Here is a 15,556-nt window from a genome sequence, read left to right on the forward strand (position 1 = left end):
ATCGGACGATGAAATTAATTGAAGCAGCCAACTATGAAGAGATGAGCCAAAAGGCGGCTGACATCATTATTGCCCAGGTAAAGGAAAAACCTGATTCCGTTCTTGGTCTTGCTACGGGATCGACAATGCTTGGCACATATAAACAATTAGTCGAGGATCATCGCCAAAATGGAACATCTTATCGAAACGTTCGTACGGTCAATTTAGATGAATATATTGGTTTGTCACCCGATCACCCGAACAGCTATCGTTACTATATGAATCAACATTTATTTTCCCATATCGATATCCCGCTTTCGCAAACATATATTCCAAATGGAGCAAGCGATGATGTGGAGGCGGAATGTCGACGCTATGAACAGCTAATTGAAAGTTTGGGAGGAATTGATTTACAGCTGTTAGGAATTGGAAGAAATGGACATATCGGTTTTAATGAGCCGGGGACATCGTTTTCGGCACCGACGCATGTAGTCGAGCTGGCGCCATCAACACGGCAAGCGAATGCCCGCTTTTTTCCATCTTTAGATGATGTACCGCGCCAAGCGATTACAATGGGAATCGCAACGATTATGAAAAGCCGTCATATATTGCTATTAGCGTCAGGAACGGCGAAAGCGCCAATTATGGCGAAGCTGTTCGAAGAAACCGTGACTACAGATGTGCCGGCATCGGTGCTTCATACTCATCCGAACGTCACGGTAATTGCTGATCAAGATGCATTGTCGCTTGTACCAGATGAAAAACGAAAGGTGTATGCAAAATGATTAGCAAAAACTCACCGCTTCCTATCTACTATCAATTAGAGCAAGGAATTAAAGAAATGATCGAAAAAGGGCAGCTCAAGCCGGGAGAAATGATTCCGTCCGAGCGGGAACTGGCAGAAACATACGACATTAGCCGAATGACTGTTCGACAGGCGATCAATAACTTAGTGAATGATGGATATTTAGTAAGAAAACGCGGCAAAGGAACATTTGTTGCCGCGACAAAAATCGAACAGCCGCTGAAAGGGCTTACAAGTTTTTCGGAAGATATGCGCGCGCGTGGCATGGAACCTGGAACAAATGTGCTCGATTTCAACATTGTTCCTGCCAGTACGTCGTTAGCACAGCTGCTCGACGTCCGCGAAGGAGCGGATCTTTACGAAATCCGCCGCGTTCGTCTTGCCGATGGGTTGCCAATGGCGCTGGAAACGTCTTATATCCCATGCTCGCTTGTTCCAGCATTAACGCGTGAAATTGTAAGCGGTTCCGTCTATGAGTTTATCGAAAAAAATGCAGGTTTGTCCATTCGCTCCGCCGTGCAAGTGCTGGAGGCATCTGTTGCCCGCAAGATGGAGGCGGAGCTGCTGCAAGTGAAAGAAGGCGCGCCTGTGTTGTTAATGCTGCGCAGAAGCTATTTAGACAACGGGCAGCCGTTAGAAGTCGTCAAATCGGTTTATCGTGGCGACCGCTACAAATTCACGATTGAGATGGAACGCGCAAAATAAAAAGAGGGGGAGTTTCTATGTTGGGATTTTTACAACGGCTTGGAAAAGCTCTAATGCTGCCGATTGCTGTTTTGCCGGTAGCGGGGTTGTTGCTTCGGCTAGGACAGCCAGATTTATTGGATATTCCGTTTATCGCGGCGACAGGGGATGCCATTTTTTCGAATTTAGCGCTTATTTTTGCGATCGGGGTCGCTGTCGGGTTCGCGAAAGACGGAAGCGGCGCCGCGGCGCTTGCCGGCGCGATTGGCTACTTTGTATTAACGAAAGGAACAGCGGCCATTGATAAAGACATCAACATGTCTGTACTAGGCGGGATCCTTTCCGGTGTCATTGCCGGTCTGTTATATAACCGCTATCATGATATCAAGCTGCCGGATTGGCTTGGCTTTTTTGGCGGGAAGCGATTTGTTCCGATTGTCACGAGAACATCCGCCGGAAGCCCACTGCTTTAGCTGTGGGAGGAAGGCGGGGTTTATATTTTCAGTATATATTGAATTTTTCGTTCAATATAAGTACACTGGATTTAGAAAGGTAGGTGAATCAAGAATGCTCTGCACTCTCAAGATTAAATTAATGCCAACTCTTGAACAGTTTCATGCGCTGCTGGAAACAATGAAACGGTTTAACCAAGCATGCAACTATATTAGCGAGATTGCTTTTCGCTCCAGAACCTTTTCCAAAACGAAAATCCAGCGGCTTTGCTACTATGACGTCAGGGAAAAATTCGGCCTCTCTGCCCAAATGACCGTTCGTGCCATCGGCAAAGTGTCGGAAAGCTATCGTTTGGATAAAAAAACCTTGCATAACTTTAAAGAAACCGGTGCCATCGTGTATGATGAAAGAATCCTGTCCTTTAAAGGGTTAGAGTATGCTTCCATCCTTACCTTGCAAGGAAGAATGGAAATCCCTATGGTCATTAGCCGCTACCATCAAGGTTTGCTGTGCGGCAACCGTGTTCGGGGGCAAGCCGATTTAGTCCTTCAAAACGGTATTTTTTATTTACTGCTCGTGGTGGACGTTCCCGAAGGCCAGCCCAATTCCGAAAACGGATTTATCGGTGTGGACCTTGGCATCATGAATATCGCTGTCGATAGCACCGGTGAGGTATTTTCCGGCTCGAAGGTCAACGGGCTGCGCCGCCGCCATGCGAAACTTCGCGCCAAACTCCAAAAGAAAGGCACCAAGTCAGCGAAACGCCTGCTTAAAAAGCGTTCCAAGAAGGAAAAACTATTTGCCCGTGATGTGAACCACTGCATTAGCAAGAAGATTGTTGAAAAGGCAAAGGCACTCGGATGCGGCATTGCCCTTGAAGATTTAAAGGGCATCCGCCAACGCACCGAGAAAACGGTTAAAAAGCAACAGCGTCGTCAACACTCTTCTTGGTCTTTTTATCAGTTGAGAAAGTTTATTGAGTATAAAGCGGCGATCGCTGGCGTGCCGGTGGTATTGGTTCATCCAAAAAATACTTCCCGCACCTGTCCGGTTTGCGGACATGTGGCCAAAGAAAACAGACCGTCAAGGGATCAGTTTTGTTGTCGAGCTTGTGGGTACGCTGCCCCTGCCGACAACGTGGCTGCGGAAAACATCCGCAGGGCTGCTGTCAACCAGCCGAACGCGGCAGCCAATTAGGCTAGCTGCAAGCCCATGGCTTTAGCCGTTGGGTAGTTGACGTCTTAAATAGCTTCGTATGGTTTGTGTTTGGCGAGTATAACGGAAAAACAGGAGATTTATCTTAATTAGGCGAGAAGACTCCCACTTCAACGAAGCGAAGCGGAGTAAGTGGGAGATGAATCGCCTTAACTATATTTTGCTGAAAATAGGATAGATTCAGTAAAATATAGTATCATATAGTTAGATGGGAGGTGAAAAAATGTATTTTTGTATCAAACAACAGCTAAATGGTTTGACCAAAGAAGAATACTTGACTCTTCGAGAACTGTGCCATATTGCCAAGAACATGTACAACGTCGGATTGTACAATGTCAGACAATACTATTTTGAACACAAGGAATTTCTTAATTATGAGAAAAACTATCATCTTGCCAAAACGAACGAAAACTATAAGCTGTTAAACAGCAACATGGCACAGCAAATTTTAAAAAAGGTTAATGAGGCTTTTAAATCTTTCTTTGGCTTAGTAAAACTAGCCAAACAAGGCAAATATGACTACAAGGCTATCAGTATCCCAAAATATCTTAAAAAAGATGGCTTTCATTCACTAATCATTGGTCAAATTCGTATAGACGGCAACAAATTTACGATACCGTATTCTCGCCTATTTAAAAAGACTCACAAGCCTATCACGATAACGATTCCGCCTGTGTTACTGGACAAAAAGATTAAGCAGATTGAAATCATTCCTAAACATCATGCCAGGTTCTTTGAGATTCAGTACAAATATGAAATGCCTGAAGATCAAAGAGAATTAAATGACCAAAAAGCACTGGCGATTGATTTAGGAGTGAATAATCTTGCCACTTGTGTCACATCAGACGGCAGATCGTTCATCATTGATGGGCGGAGATTAAAAAGTATTAATCAATGGTTTAACAAAGAAAATGCCAGACTTCAAAGCATTAAAGATAAGCAAAAAATCAAAGGTACAACCCGTAAACAAGCTTTGCTTGCTATGAATCGCAATAATAAAGTGAATGATTATATCAACAAGACTTGCCGTTACATCATAAACTACTGTATTGAAAATCAAATTGGCAAACTTGTCATTGGCTATGCGGAAACATTGCAGCGCAATATGAATCTAGGAAAAAAGACAAATCAAAACTTTGTCAATATTCCTCTCGGTAATATAAAAGAAAAACTAGAGTATCTTTGTAAATTTTACGGCATTAAATTCTTCAAACAGGAAGAGTCATATACGTCTAAAGCCAGCTTTTTTGACGGGGATGAGATTCCTGAATATAATGCCGACAATCCAAAAGAATATAAGTTCAGTGGCAAACGTATTAAGCGCGGCTTGTATCGAACAAAGTCTGGCAAACTAATCAATGCTGATGTCAATGGCGCATTAAACATCTTAAAGAAAAGTAAAGCTGTAGACCTGAGTGTCTTATGCTCTAGCGGCGAAGTGGACACGCCTCAAAGAATAAGGATTGCTTAAAGCAGTCAAACTTCTTTGGAAGCCCCCACTTCAAATTTTCGCTAGAAAATTAAGTGGGGGTAGTTCACGGCGGTTCTTTGCGGGCGATCCAGATGCCGGTATTTTCATGGCAGGATTTTTCCCGATTATGATGTTTGGTCTTCCAGCAGCGGCGCTTGCAATGATTGCGGCGGCAAAAAAAGAGCGGCGCAAAGCGGTAGCCGGAGCGCTTCTTGGAGTGGCGTTCACATCGTTTTTAACAGGAATTACCGAGCCGATTGAATTTTTATTTATGTTCTTATCCCCGCTTCTTTATGTTGTTCATGCCGTGTTAACAGGTCTTTCGATGGCAGTTGCGACGATGCTCGGCATTCATCATGGATTTACTTTCTCAGCCGGTGCGATTGACTTTTTCTTAAACTACGGAATTGCGCAAAAACCTTATTTGTTAATCGTTCAAGGACTCATTTATGCGATTGTCTATTTCGTTGTATTCTATTTCCTTATTACGAAGCTAGATTTGAAAACGCCGGGACGCGAAGATGAGGTAGAGGGCGAGTTTATCGGCAGCGGCGTGTCGCAATCGGGTGCAAAATACGAAGATCTTGCGGCAAAATATATGGAGGCATTAGGCGGTAAAGAAAATCTTGCGCAAATTGACAATTGCATTACACGCTTGCGCTTAAAAGTAAATGATATGTCAAAAGTCAATGAAGCTGAATTGAAGCGTTTAGGAGCGAAAGGCGTACTCCGTCTGAATCAAACCGATTTGCAAGTCGTTGTTGGTACAGATGTCGAATTTTTAGCAAATGCACTGAAAAAATTATAAAAAAGTAAAATGGACGGCCCATTCCTTTATTGGAATGGGCTAAATGCTAGCATACGAGGATCATAATACAATAAGGGGAGTGTTTCCATGAAACGGCTGTTGGACTGCAGCGCTTCTGATTTTCGCAAGATGACTGGGAAACAATTAAAACAATCGATTCAAGCGTCAGAAGGAAGGGTAATCGTCGCGGAAGTCATTGGAGCCTTTGCGCCGCTTTATCCAGCGGTGACAAATGCAGAATTGGCGGCCGCGTTTGGGGCGGATTTGCTATTGTTGAATATGTTCGATGTGTTTCAGCCGGTTGTGAACGGTTTGGATACGAATGAGCCGAATCAGATGGTGGAACGTCTAAAGCAGCTGACAGGACGTCCAATTGGCGTCAATTTGGAGCCTGTTGACCCGAACGCGAGGCAGTTAGAGAGTCTTGCTTCTCTTCCAAAAGGAAGGATGGCAACAGAAGAATCACTGCAAGAAGCAAAACGTCTAGGTTTCGATTTTATCTGCCTAACCGGAAATCCGAAAACAGGTGTGACAAATAATGAAATTATCCGCGCGATCGAAACCGCACGTGCCGTTTTTAGAGAAGACGGTCTCATTATCGCGGGAAAAATGCACGCAGCTGGAGTGGCCGGCGAAACGGGAGCTAGCATTGTATCCGAAGAAATCGTTATGCGTTTTATTCGTGCCGGAGCTGATGTAGTTCTTATGCCGGCGCCAGGAACTGTACCAGGTGTGACCTTAGAAAAAACGGAAACGCTAGTTCAGGTTGCCCACGAACATGGCGCGCTCGTTATGCTTACGATCGGCACAAGCCAGGAAGGAGCGGATGAACATACGATCCGCCAAATCGCGCTCGCAAGCAAAATGGCAGGAGCCGACCTGTATCATATCGGAGACGCCGGTTATCATGGCATCGCCATTCCGGAAAACATTATGACGTATTCGATTGCCATTCGTGGCAAACGCCATACGTATATTCGTATGGCAAGATCGCCGCTGCGATAAAATGAACGACATTTTTATGCCATGAATGAAACTTGTGGTTCTTTTGTTACGTATATTTTTAATAAGAATAAAAAGGAGGAAAATCACATGTTTTCCCGGTCTCCAACTTGTTACGTCTGCGGGAAGCCGATAGAAAAAAATGAACCGATCTATGTGCGCATGAGGTATCCGGTGTACAGAGGAATGGTAGAAATTAAGGCTTTCCTTCAGCAAGAAGGGACCATTATTTGCGATGGGTGTTTCTCGCAAAAAACAAATAATCATGAAAAATGAGAGGAGCTATACTATGTTTGGAAAAGTCGCTGCCGATGTGCTTGGATTAAGCGATATCGGCTCGGTTATTAAACCGGAAAACTATGATAAAGTCGATGCCGATGATTACGTGATGCATGAAGACGGGGAAAGATTTATTTCTTAATTAAATCGAAGTCGGATGAGTATTGCTTTACCAATAAAGCGCTTATTCATTTGGATGGCACGAGCGCAACAAGCAAAAAACGCGTATTGCGCCGCTATGATTATTACAAACATACGATTTCCGACGTGTCGCTCGAAACGGCAGGCACGGTCGATTTAGATGTGGAGATTAAGTTTAAAATCGGCGCCCATGCCTATTCGATTGACGTCCATAAAAAGCATTTAGAAGAACTAAAAGATTTATATAAATCGCTGCTCGCCATCTCTGAGCTTTGCCATGAAAACAAAACGAAGCTCGAGTACGCGCATAAAAGTTTGGAATTGACGGCAAACGTATTCGGGCAAGTGAAAAGTGACACAAATAATTTCGTTGCCGATTTCAAAGCGGTGAATGAACTTGCGTTTCAATGGCTCGTTGACGCGAAAACAAAATATACGGTGAAAGACTTCGGCTTTGTGTTTGAACGGTATATTAATAATTAATTGCATTGTAACCCCCGAATCGCTAAAAGTTCGGGGGTTTTAATGAATTGAAAACAATGAAACTTTGAATTTTTTATTGCCAAACGATCTTTCTTCCTTTAATATTATAACTGTCAATTGTTCGACAATTTTATACAATAGCGGCAAGGTGCCGAATGGAGCGATTCGCTCCTAATGGCTTAATAGGGAATCTGGTGAAAGTCCAGAACTGTCCCCGCAACTGTAAATGCTGACGAAATGAAATCGCCACTGTACGGTGGAATGGCAAGCGCCGTTTGCCGTATGGGAAGGTTCAGAGTAGGATGAAGCATGAGTCAGTAGACCTGCCTTGTTCGCTTATAGTTTCCTATCTTCGGGGGGTGAGATGAGGAAACGGCAACGGTGGCTGCCTTCGTGTATACATATTGCCGTTTCTCGCTCATTCCGAGTTAGGAATGAGTTTTTTTATTTTACATAAAGAAGGGGGAACAAAAAATGAAAAAATGGAAACAGTATGTCATGTTGCTCGTATTCATCCTTACATTTGGCTTCTTGTTTGGATGTAATGGAGAGAACGCAAGCAAAGAGCCTGCAAAAAAAGAAGAACCGAAAACGGAACAAGCGGCGTTTCCGGTAACGGTAAAAGATGGATTAGGCGAGGATGTAACGATACAGTCTGAGCCAAAAAAAATCGTTTCCTTAATTCCAAGCAACACAGAGATTGCCTATGCGTTGGGATTAGGAGACAAAATCGTTGGCGTCAGCGATTTTGATAACTATCCGGAAGATGTAAAAAATAAGGAAAAAATAGGCGGCTTAGAGTTTAATGTAGAAAAAGTTATTTCGTTGAAGCCAGATTTAGTACTTGCCCATGCGTCTAGCGCACATAACTCGAAAGATGGGCTTCAGCAATTAAGAGATGCGGGTATTGCTGTATTGGTTGTCTATGACGCGAAAACGTTTGATGATGTATATCATTCCATCGAATTAATTGGCAAAGCGACAGGAACTGCGGACAAAGCACAAGAAATCATCCAAAATATGAAAACAAAATTAGAAGCTATAAAAGAAAAAGCAAAGCAAATTAAAGAGGAAGATCAAGCAAAAGTATGGGTCGAAATATCACCAGCTCCAGAAATTTATACAGCTGGAAAAGGAACGTTTATTGATGAGATGCTCCAGGCGATCTCCGCGAAAAATGTCGCCGGTGATTTAGAAGGGTGGCCGATGGTTACGGAAGAAAAAGCGGTCGCGTACAAGCCGGATGTCATTATTACAACATACGGCGGAGCGAAGCAAGTGTTGGACCGTCCTGCTTGGAAAGATGTCCCGGCGGTGAAAAACAAACGGGTGTATGATGTAAATACAGACTTAGTAAGCCGTCCAGGTCCACGTTTGATCGAAGGAGTAGAGGAACTTGCAAAAACAATTTACCCGGATATTTTTAAGTAATATATGGATGTATGCAGTTGCAATAACGGTCGTTATTACTTCGCTCTTGCTGGGGATATCGATAGGTTCTCTATCGATTCCCTTTTCTACTATTATCAAGATTATTTTTTCGATCTCGTTTGGGTTGCCGTTGCCCGGCGATGTTCCCGATGATCTCGTGCAAATCGTGATGGCGATCCGCCTTCCACGCGTTGTGCTTGCGTTTCTTGTCGGGGCATCGCTGGCGGTCGCGGGAGCTGGGTTTCAAGGGCTGTTAAAAAATGCGCTTGCCGATCCGTATACGCTCGGCGTGTCGTCAGGTGCTTCTGTCGGTGCTGTTTTTGTCATTTTCTTCGGTATTCAATTACCGTTATTTGGTACATTTACGCTTCCTATTGTCAGCATTATATTTGGCCTTGTGACGCTCGTGCTTGTTCTTTTATTTACACGAGCGGTGGAGCGAAAAATGTCCGTAGAGACCATCATCCTAGTTGGAATTATGTTCGGGGCGTTTTTCAGCGCACTTATTTCCTTAATGATTGCACTAACCGGAGAAGAATTGCGGCAAATTATTGCATGGCTGATGGGGAGCGTAGCGATGCGCGGATGGAAATATACGATGATGATGCTTCCGTTTTTTCTCATCGGAGTGATCATGCTGCTTTTTAATGCGCGCGAACTGAACGCTTTTGCGTTTGGGGAGTCGGCCGCTATGCATATCGGGGTCGATGTGTTGAAGCGAAAAGTGATGATTTTAACCGGTGCTTCGCTGCTAACCGGCGCGGCGGTGTCTGTTTCCGGAACGATCGGTTTTGTCGGATTGGTCGTTCCACATATGGTTCGCCTCGTCTGTGGTCCGAACCATCGTCTTCTGTTGCCGCTTTCCCTATTGTATGGCGGTGCCTTTCTCGTTCTTACTGATTTATTGGCACGCACGATTATTTCGCCGAGAGAATTGCCAATCGGCGTAATTACCTCATTGATTGGCGCACCTTTATTTGCACTACTATTTTTTCGAAGAATGCGAAGAAAGACGTGATGAATGTGCTTGAAGTAAACCATGTTTCTTACCACTATCATCGTAAACAAGTGCTTCATGATGTAACGTTTACCGTAGCAAAGGGAGAAGTATTTGGGATTTTAGGGCCAAATGGGAGCGGGAAAACGACCTTATTGAAACTGTTAAGCAAGGAGTTGTTATTACAAAACGGAAGCATAACAGTAAACGGCCGGCCGCTTCGTTCTTTTTCGCAAAAAGAATGGGCTCGTTTTGCCGCGGTGCTTCCGCAAACGGTTGATGCGGCATTCGGATATACGGTAAAAGAAACAGTGGAACTTGGAAGATATGCCCATCAAAGCGGTCTATTTCCGACATGGACGGAAGAAGATGAACAAGTGGTGAAAACAGCAATCGAAGAAGTTGGGCTAATGGAAAAAGCAGAAGAAGGGATTGACCGTTTGAGTGGGGGAGAACGTCAGCGTGTTTATTTAGCAAGAGCGCTTGCGCAGCAGCCTCAGCTTTTATTGCTAGACGAACCGACCAATCATATGGACATTACCCAGCAAATGAAGCTATTGGACCAGCTTGTCCGCTCGGCGAAGGAAAAAGCGTTAACGGTTATTGCGATTTTTCATGATATTAACATCGCTAGTTTATATTGTGACAGGCTTTTAATGTTAAAAAAAGGGGAGGTAGTCGCGCTAGGGACGCCGGAAGAGCTGATGGAACCTGAGATTTTCCGTTCTGTATTTCACGCGTCCGTAAGCAGGCAAGCACATCCGACCGTCTCTAAACCGCTTATGGCGTTTTTACGGGAATGGCAATTTCCGATATTACAACATAACGAACTGCGCGAACGATTCGCGTGGACAATGTTGGAGGACTGCGTCGTTGTAACCGCAACCGAGCCGCTTAAGGTGTTATCTTCCGCGCTTGTCGGATCAGGCTTTCAATGGGCGACTCATTTTGTCAATCGTCAAGTTTCAAAAGATTATGATTGCGAAGATGCGGAAACGGAAATGAAACATTATTTACGTCGCCGCGGCTTTCCCGTCCAAAAAACGATTGGAATGATGACCGCTGTTTCTGTCGAAGATGCCGTCTGCATGTATGAGAAACATGATGCGTTTTCTGTATGGACCGTTGTTACCGCTGGAGTAGGAAATGCCGTTGATGCCGCACAAGCGTGGAAACGAGAGGAATTAAGCCAAAAAGTCGGCACGATTAACATTATGGTATTTATCGACGGAACGTTGACGGATGCCGCTTATGTGCAGGCTTTAATGACGGCGACGGAAGCAAAAACAAAAGCATTATACGATGAAAAAATTGTCGATCCTGAAACAAGCACCTATGCAACAGGAACATCGACGGATTGCATTGCGATTGCCGCGACACAAACAGGAGCAACGTTTCCTTATGCTGGCACGATCACACCGATTGGAAAAGCGATCGGGCGAACCGTTTATGAAGCGACAAAGGAAGCCCTTCGCCGTTATAAACAGCGGAGGGAATCATTGTGAGTCATCTTTTGGCGATTGCTCTGGCGCTTGTGTTGGATTGGTTGTTTGGCGATCCTCGTTGGCTTCCGCACCCCGTGCGTGGAATCGGATCATTCATTTCCTTTTTCGACAAACGGCTTAATCAAGGGCGATATCGGCGCATGAAAGGGATTATTACCGTCGCGGCCGTAGCAGGAATGGTTTACTGCCTGGCGTCTCTTGTTGTATATATCAGTTATTCTCTTTCATGGATATTTGGCGTTATGATGGAAGCGGTCCTTATTTTTACGACGATTGCGACAAAAAGTTTACAAGAAGCTGCCTGGAATGTACTCATTCCTTTAGAACAAGGAAAAATCGAAAAGGCCCGCCGCGAATTAAGCATGATTGTTGGCCGGGATACAGAAAATCTTGACGAACCGGAAATTGTGCGCGCTTGTGTAGAAACGGTGGCGGAAAATACGAGCGATGGAATTACCGCGCCGTTGTTTTACGCTTTCATCGGCGGGGCTCCATTGGCGCTTTTTTATCGGACCGTAAATACGTGTGATTCGATGCTCGGCTATAAAAATGAGGCGTATCGCGAATTCGGTTGGGCGTCAGCGCGCTTGGATGATGTGGTCAATTATGTGCCTGCTCGTCTTACGGCGATGGTGATGATATTTGTCCATAGCGGAAAGCGACTTCGTTATTGCTTGCGGGTGCTTTTTCGCGATGCTCGCAAACATCCAAGTCCAAACAGCGGATGGCTAGAATCGGCGATGGCGGCGCTTTTAGGCGTGCAGCTTGGCGGAACGAACACATATAACGGAATCGTTTCGCACCGGCCGACGATCGGCGATCCGCTCGTTCCGCTAAAAAAAGAACATATTCGCCATGCAGTGCGGATTATGCTCGTTACGGTTTTATCGTTTGCGATATTGCTGTTCGTAGGAGGGATATTGATTGAATTTGCCAGCACATGGAGCAAATCCCCGCCAATTATATGAGCATCTTGGGATTCCAATTCCAGAAACTTACGTTGATTTTAGTGTCAACACAAATCCATATGTATTGCCGCTGTCGCTTTGGCCGAAACAAGCTGATTTTTGCGGTTGGACGATGGAATATCCAGACCCGGATGCTTCTTTATTAGTTGATTTACTTGCGCGTATCGAAGGAATCGCACCAGAGCAAGTGCTGATTTCCAACGGCGCTTCGGAATGCATTCATTTGCTAGGACAATTATTTTCACGAAAACGAATTGGAATTGCGGAACCGACGTTTTCTGAATATCGCCGCGCTTGTGAGGCGCACCATTGTAAGATCGTTTCGATTGTCTCGAATGAGGAAAGCAACTGGAAATATAATCTAAGTGAGTTAACAACGTTATTAGGGGATGTTGATGCTTTCTTTTTATGCCATCCAAACAATCCAACTGGAACGGTGATGACGGAAGAAGATCTATATGCGTTGCTTGTGGCAGCGGAGAAGGCAGAGACATTTGTTGTCATCGATGAAGCGTTTTATCATTTTTGGATCGATGGCTTTACCGCATTGCAGTGGGTGAACGACTTTTCCCATCTGATCGTTTTGCGTTCATTAACGAAAATCCATCATTTAGCCGGGGCGCGTATCGGCTATATGGTTGCCAATAAGGAAGTCATTGCGCAAGTAAAAGCATTGCAGCCGCCATGGAGCGTAAGTAGACTTGCCCAGCAGCTGGCGTTGCATTTTTTGCCGATGAACGAGTTTGTCGCACAAACAAAGCGGATGATTGCCAGTGAACGGGAGCGAATAACGACGATATTAAGCGAATATGGGTATTATGTTTCGCCATCGGTCGTTAATTTTTATTTATTACGGTTGCCAAACCGTTCCACAGAAGCGCTGCTTTATCATTTATTACAAAAAGGGATTGTACCGCGCCATACGATGAATTTCCGCGGCCTTGACGGCCATTATTTGCGTTTAGCGGTGAAGACGAAGGAAGAAAATGATCAATTGCTGCATGTGCTGAGGCGGTGGGCGCAATGATCGTGTTTATTAGCGGGGGTGTCCGAAGCGGAAAAAGCCGAATTGCTGAAACTTATGTACAAAAGCTGGCAACTCCAGAAAGTTCTTTACACTATATCGCAACGGCACGAGCGTCTGATGACGAAATGAAACAGCGGATTGATCATCACCAAAAGCGGCGAAAGAAACAACCGATGAAGTGGATCACATGGGAACAGTCGGTGCGGCTTGATAAACTGATTCCTGTTTTTACAAAAAGCGACGTTGTTTTGCTTGATTGTATAACGAACTGGCTTGCTAACGAATTGTTTGCTGATGAAAGCTGGCAAAAGGAAGCGAACTGTTTTCATAAGGCAAGACAAATGTGGATTGTGTTACAGCAATTAGAAAAAGCGTGCAAGGCGTTAATCATTGTCTCGAATGAATTATTTTCTGGAGGAGTCCGGATGATTTAGGGACATATCATTTTATGAAAACGCTTGGGTGGCTTCATCAACAAATTGTCGCAAACGCTCAAATCGCCATTTTGGCGCAGAATGGCATAGCTGTTGTGAAAAAAGGAGAATCATTGTCATGAAAGCGGTTTGGAGCGGGTTTTTATTGTCTGTTCAATTTTTAACGGTGATTCCTATTCGGAAGCAGATTGATTGGAACGCTGCCACGGCACGCTGGTCTGTCCGCGCATTTCCGCTTATCGGTGCGCTGATTGGCGTTATTGAAGCTGTTACGTACTTCATGTTTTCTTCGTTTTCTTCTCTTTCGCCATTGTTTCTTGCGCTTTCCCTCATGTGGCTATCTATTTGGATCGCAGGCGGATTGCACGCGGACGGTTGGATGGATGTAAGCGATGCGTTTTTTTCGTATCGGGATGTAAAGCGGCGTCAAGAAATCATGAGCGATTCGCGTGTTGGAGCGTTTGCGGTATTATCGATTTTGTTTTTGCTTTCATTTCGCTTTTTATTTATGTTTGAAACAATATGTTCCGATTTTGATATATTCCTTATTGCCGTTATTCCGGTGTTGTCGAGAACGGCGATGGCATGGCTGCTTATTTATGGAAAACCAGCAAAACAAACTGGCATGGCCGCTGCTTTTCGGGAACATGCCGATCGTTACGATGCGCATGTTGCAATGATTATTGGCAGCTGTTTGCTCGCGTGTTTATGCGCCGCCCATTTTTCTGTTTGGAAAACCGTTATATTTTTAGCGTGTGGGACAATATTTGCTGTTTTCGTTGCGCGTTTGTTTTTTGAAAAACAATTTGGCGGCATTACCGGTGATGCGCTTGGGGCGTTTGTCGAAGGAGTGGAGACGTGGCTATGGTGTATGATTTGGCTATTACGTTCATACGTCATGGTATGACGCCGGAAAATGAAGCAAGACGATATATCGGGCATACGGATGTACCGCTTGCAGAGCAAGAAAAAGCGCGGCTTCTTAAAGCAGACTTGCAGCTTTTTGCGCCTGTTGATTTGCTTGTATCAAGCGATTTGCTGCGGTGCCGGCAAACGTGTGAGCTGTTGTTTCGAAGTTATTCCGGCGCGAAATTCGAAATGGCGCAATGGCGGGAAATGCATTTTGGCGACTGGGAAGGAAAAACGTTTTTGGAGTTGAAAGAAATAAAAGAGTATCAAAAATGGTTGAATTCCCCGCTTTCGACTGTTCCTCCCAACGGGGAAGGCTATCAACAATTTCAAACAAGAGTGGAGCAAGCGTTGGAACAAACGATCATACTTGCCGAGAAAACAAATGCGAAACATGTCGCCGTCGCCACGCATGGCGGCCCGATTCGTTACGTATTGGAGCGCTACGCTCCGCAAGAACGGTCGTTTTGGGAATGGGCGGTGCCATTTGGCGGCGGGTATACACTGCAATCGACGCTCGAGAGGTGGAAGGAGAAAAAACGATGCATTTCATTGTCGGAGGTGCTTTTCAAGGAAAACGAAAATGGGCGTGCACTTACTACCGAATAACAGAACGGAAAGATGTCGTTTGGTATAACGGATATGAATGCGAATATGGCGAGCCAGATGCGAATATACTCGAACGAATCGTTGTGATGGAAGGATTGGAAGCAGCGATTCGGTGTATTCCAGATTTAGCTTATTGGAAACGCATGTTTCAAATATGGCATGAGTGGGAACGACAAAGTTCCGGACGAACGGTTGTGTGGATTGGTTCTGACATTACACAGGGGGTTGTCCCGGTGGAAAAAGAAGAACGATTATGGCGCGATGTAACCGGCTGGTGTTACCAGCAATTGGTTCAGCTTTGCGACCGCGTCGATCGTGTTTGGTGCGGATTAGCAGAACGAATGAAATAAGGGGGA

Annotated in this window: 13 protein-coding genes, 4 pseudogenes and 1 riboswitch; all 17 genes and pseudogenes read left to right on the top strand. The window is 44.8% G+C overall.

Annotated elements, in window-relative coordinates; genetic code table 11:
* Positions 1-8: 8 nt before the first annotated feature.
* The 17 genes and pseudogenes from nagB (at position 9) to NXM86_RS05700 (ending at position 15,550) form a co-directional block, all read left to right on the top strand.
* Positions 9-764, top strand: coding sequence for a glucosamine-6-phosphate deaminase (gene nagB / locus NXM86_RS05620; protein ID WP_062677605.1), 756 nt, complete (start codon positions 9-11; stop codon positions 762-764).
* Positions 761-1,489, top strand: coding sequence for a GntR family transcriptional regulator (locus tag NXM86_RS05625; RefSeq protein WP_498958725.1), 729 nt, complete (start codon positions 761-763; stop codon positions 1,487-1,489). Before nagB ends, NXM86_RS05625 begins: the two co-directional genes overlap by 4 nt.
* A 17-nt stretch (positions 1,490-1,506) precedes the next feature.
* A pseudogene (locus NXM86_RS05630) lies at positions 1,507-1,911 on the top strand (PTS transporter subunit EIIC); the annotation flags it as partial.
* Between the two features lie 124 nt (positions 1,912-2,035).
* On the top strand, positions 2,036-3,118 hold the full coding sequence (locus NXM86_RS05635; protein ID WP_012748925.1) for an RNA-guided endonuclease InsQ/TnpB family protein: 1,083 nt from the start codon (positions 2,036-2,038) through the stop codon (positions 3,116-3,118).
* Positions 3,119-3,359: 241 nt separating this feature from the next.
* Positions 3,360-4,607, top strand: a complete 1,248-nt coding sequence (locus NXM86_RS05640) for an RNA-guided endonuclease InsQ/TnpB family protein (protein ID WP_012749019.1) — start codon at positions 3,360-3,362, stop codon at positions 4,605-4,607.
* 58 nt (positions 4,608-4,665) lie between these two features.
* Positions 4,666-5,415 (top strand): annotated as a pseudogene (locus NXM86_RS05645) (glucose PTS transporter subunit EIIB); the annotation flags it as partial.
* Between the two features lie 87 nt (positions 5,416-5,502).
* Positions 5,503-6,420 carry a DUF7916 family protein gene (locus NXM86_RS05650; protein WP_498958727.1) on the top strand — a complete coding sequence of 306 codons (918 nt, stop codon included), beginning with the start codon at positions 5,503-5,505 and terminating at the stop codon, positions 6,418-6,420.
* Between the two features lie 286 nt (positions 6,421-6,706).
* Positions 6,707-7,320, top strand: a pseudogene (locus tag NXM86_RS05655) (PH domain-containing protein).
* Between the two features lie 130 nt (positions 7,321-7,450).
* A riboswitch (cobalamin riboswitch) is annotated at positions 7,451-7,665 on the top strand.
* Positions 7,666-7,794: 129 nt separating this feature from the next.
* Entirely contained in the window at positions 7,795-8,751 is a 957-nt protein-coding gene (locus NXM86_RS05660; RefSeq protein ID WP_062752783.1) for an ABC transporter substrate-binding protein, read from the top strand.
* Complete coding sequence (locus tag NXM86_RS05665) at positions 8,717-9,769, top strand: FecCD family ABC transporter permease (protein WP_498958728.1); 1,053 nt, start codon at positions 8,717-8,719, stop codon at positions 9,767-9,769. The genes NXM86_RS05660 and NXM86_RS05665 overlap by 35 nt, the downstream gene beginning before the upstream one ends.
* Positions 9,769-11,253 (top strand): adenosylcobinamide amidohydrolase, encoded by a 1,485-nt coding sequence (locus NXM86_RS05670; RefSeq protein ID WP_498958729.1) that lies wholly within the window; start codon positions 9,769-9,771, stop codon positions 11,251-11,253. The genes NXM86_RS05665 and NXM86_RS05670 overlap by 1 nt, the downstream gene beginning before the upstream one ends.
* Positions 11,250-12,221, top strand: coding sequence for an adenosylcobinamide-phosphate synthase CbiB (cbiB, locus tag NXM86_RS05675; RefSeq protein ID WP_498958730.1), 972 nt, complete (start codon positions 11,250-11,252; stop codon positions 12,219-12,221). Before NXM86_RS05670 ends, cbiB begins: the two co-directional genes overlap by 4 nt.
* Positions 12,178-13,248: a threonine-phosphate decarboxylase CobD gene (gene cobD / locus NXM86_RS05680; RefSeq protein ID WP_498958731.1), complete on the top strand. Its 1,071-nt coding sequence runs from the start codon at positions 12,178-12,180 to the stop codon at positions 13,246-13,248. The genes cbiB and cobD overlap by 44 nt, the downstream gene beginning before the upstream one ends.
* Positions 13,245-13,804: pseudogene (locus tag NXM86_RS05685) on the top strand (bifunctional adenosylcobinamide kinase/adenosylcobinamide-phosphate guanylyltransferase). The gene cobD and the pseudogene NXM86_RS05685 overlap by 4 nt, the downstream one beginning before the upstream one ends.
* Positions 13,801-14,589, top strand: a complete 789-nt coding sequence (gene cobS, locus NXM86_RS05690; protein WP_089097867.1) for an adenosylcobinamide-GDP ribazoletransferase — start codon at positions 13,801-13,803, stop codon at positions 14,587-14,589. Before NXM86_RS05685 ends, cobS begins: the two are co-directional and overlap by 4 nt.
* The gene (locus NXM86_RS05695) at positions 14,547-15,200 is read left to right on the top strand and encodes a histidine phosphatase family protein (protein ID WP_015864335.1); all 654 of its coding nucleotides are present in this window, start codon (positions 14,547-14,549) and stop codon (positions 15,198-15,200) included. Before cobS ends, NXM86_RS05695 begins: the two co-directional genes overlap by 43 nt.
* Positions 15,134-15,550: a bifunctional adenosylcobinamide kinase/adenosylcobinamide-phosphate guanylyltransferase gene (locus tag NXM86_RS05700; RefSeq protein ID WP_062677593.1), complete on the top strand. Its 417-nt coding sequence runs from the start codon at positions 15,134-15,136 to the stop codon at positions 15,548-15,550. Before NXM86_RS05695 ends, NXM86_RS05700 begins: the two co-directional genes overlap by 67 nt.
* The last annotated feature ends 6 nt before the right edge of the window (positions 15,551-15,556 follow it).

The organism is Geobacillus sp. CX412, from assembly GCF_027942335.1.
Lineage (GTDB): Bacteria > Bacillota > Bacilli > Bacillales > Anoxybacillaceae > Parageobacillus_B > Parageobacillus_B toebii.

Coding starts and splice junctions, on each gene's coding strand:
- NXM86_RS05695 (WP_015864335.1), top strand. CDS start 14,547: ATGGTGTATGATTTGGCTATTACGTTCATACGTCATGGTATGACGCCG.
- NXM86_RS05625 (WP_498958725.1), top strand. CDS start 761: ATGATTAGCAAAAACTCACCGCTTCCTATCTACTATCAATTAGAGCAA.
- NXM86_RS05660 (WP_062752783.1), top strand. CDS start 7,795: ATGAAAAAATGGAAACAGTATGTCATGTTGCTCGTATTCATCCTTACA.
- NXM86_RS05700 (WP_062677593.1), top strand. CDS start 15,134: ATGCATTTCATTGTCGGAGGTGCTTTTCAAGGAAAACGAAAATGGGCG.
- NXM86_RS05650 (WP_498958727.1), top strand. CDS start 5,503: ATGAAACGGCTGTTGGACTGCAGCGCTTCTGATTTTCGCAAGATGACT.
- NXM86_RS05635 (WP_012748925.1), top strand. CDS start 2,036: ATGCTCTGCACTCTCAAGATTAAATTAATGCCAACTCTTGAACAGTTT.
- nagB (WP_062677605.1), top strand. CDS start 9: ATGAAATTAATTGAAGCAGCCAACTATGAAGAGATGAGCCAAAAGGCG.
- cobS (WP_089097867.1), top strand. CDS start 13,801: ATGAAAGCGGTTTGGAGCGGGTTTTTATTGTCTGTTCAATTTTTAACG.
- NXM86_RS05640 (WP_012749019.1), top strand. CDS start 3,360: ATGTATTTTTGTATCAAACAACAGCTAAATGGTTTGACCAAAGAAGAA.
- NXM86_RS05670 (WP_498958729.1), top strand. CDS start 9,769: ATGAATGTGCTTGAAGTAAACCATGTTTCTTACCACTATCATCGTAAA.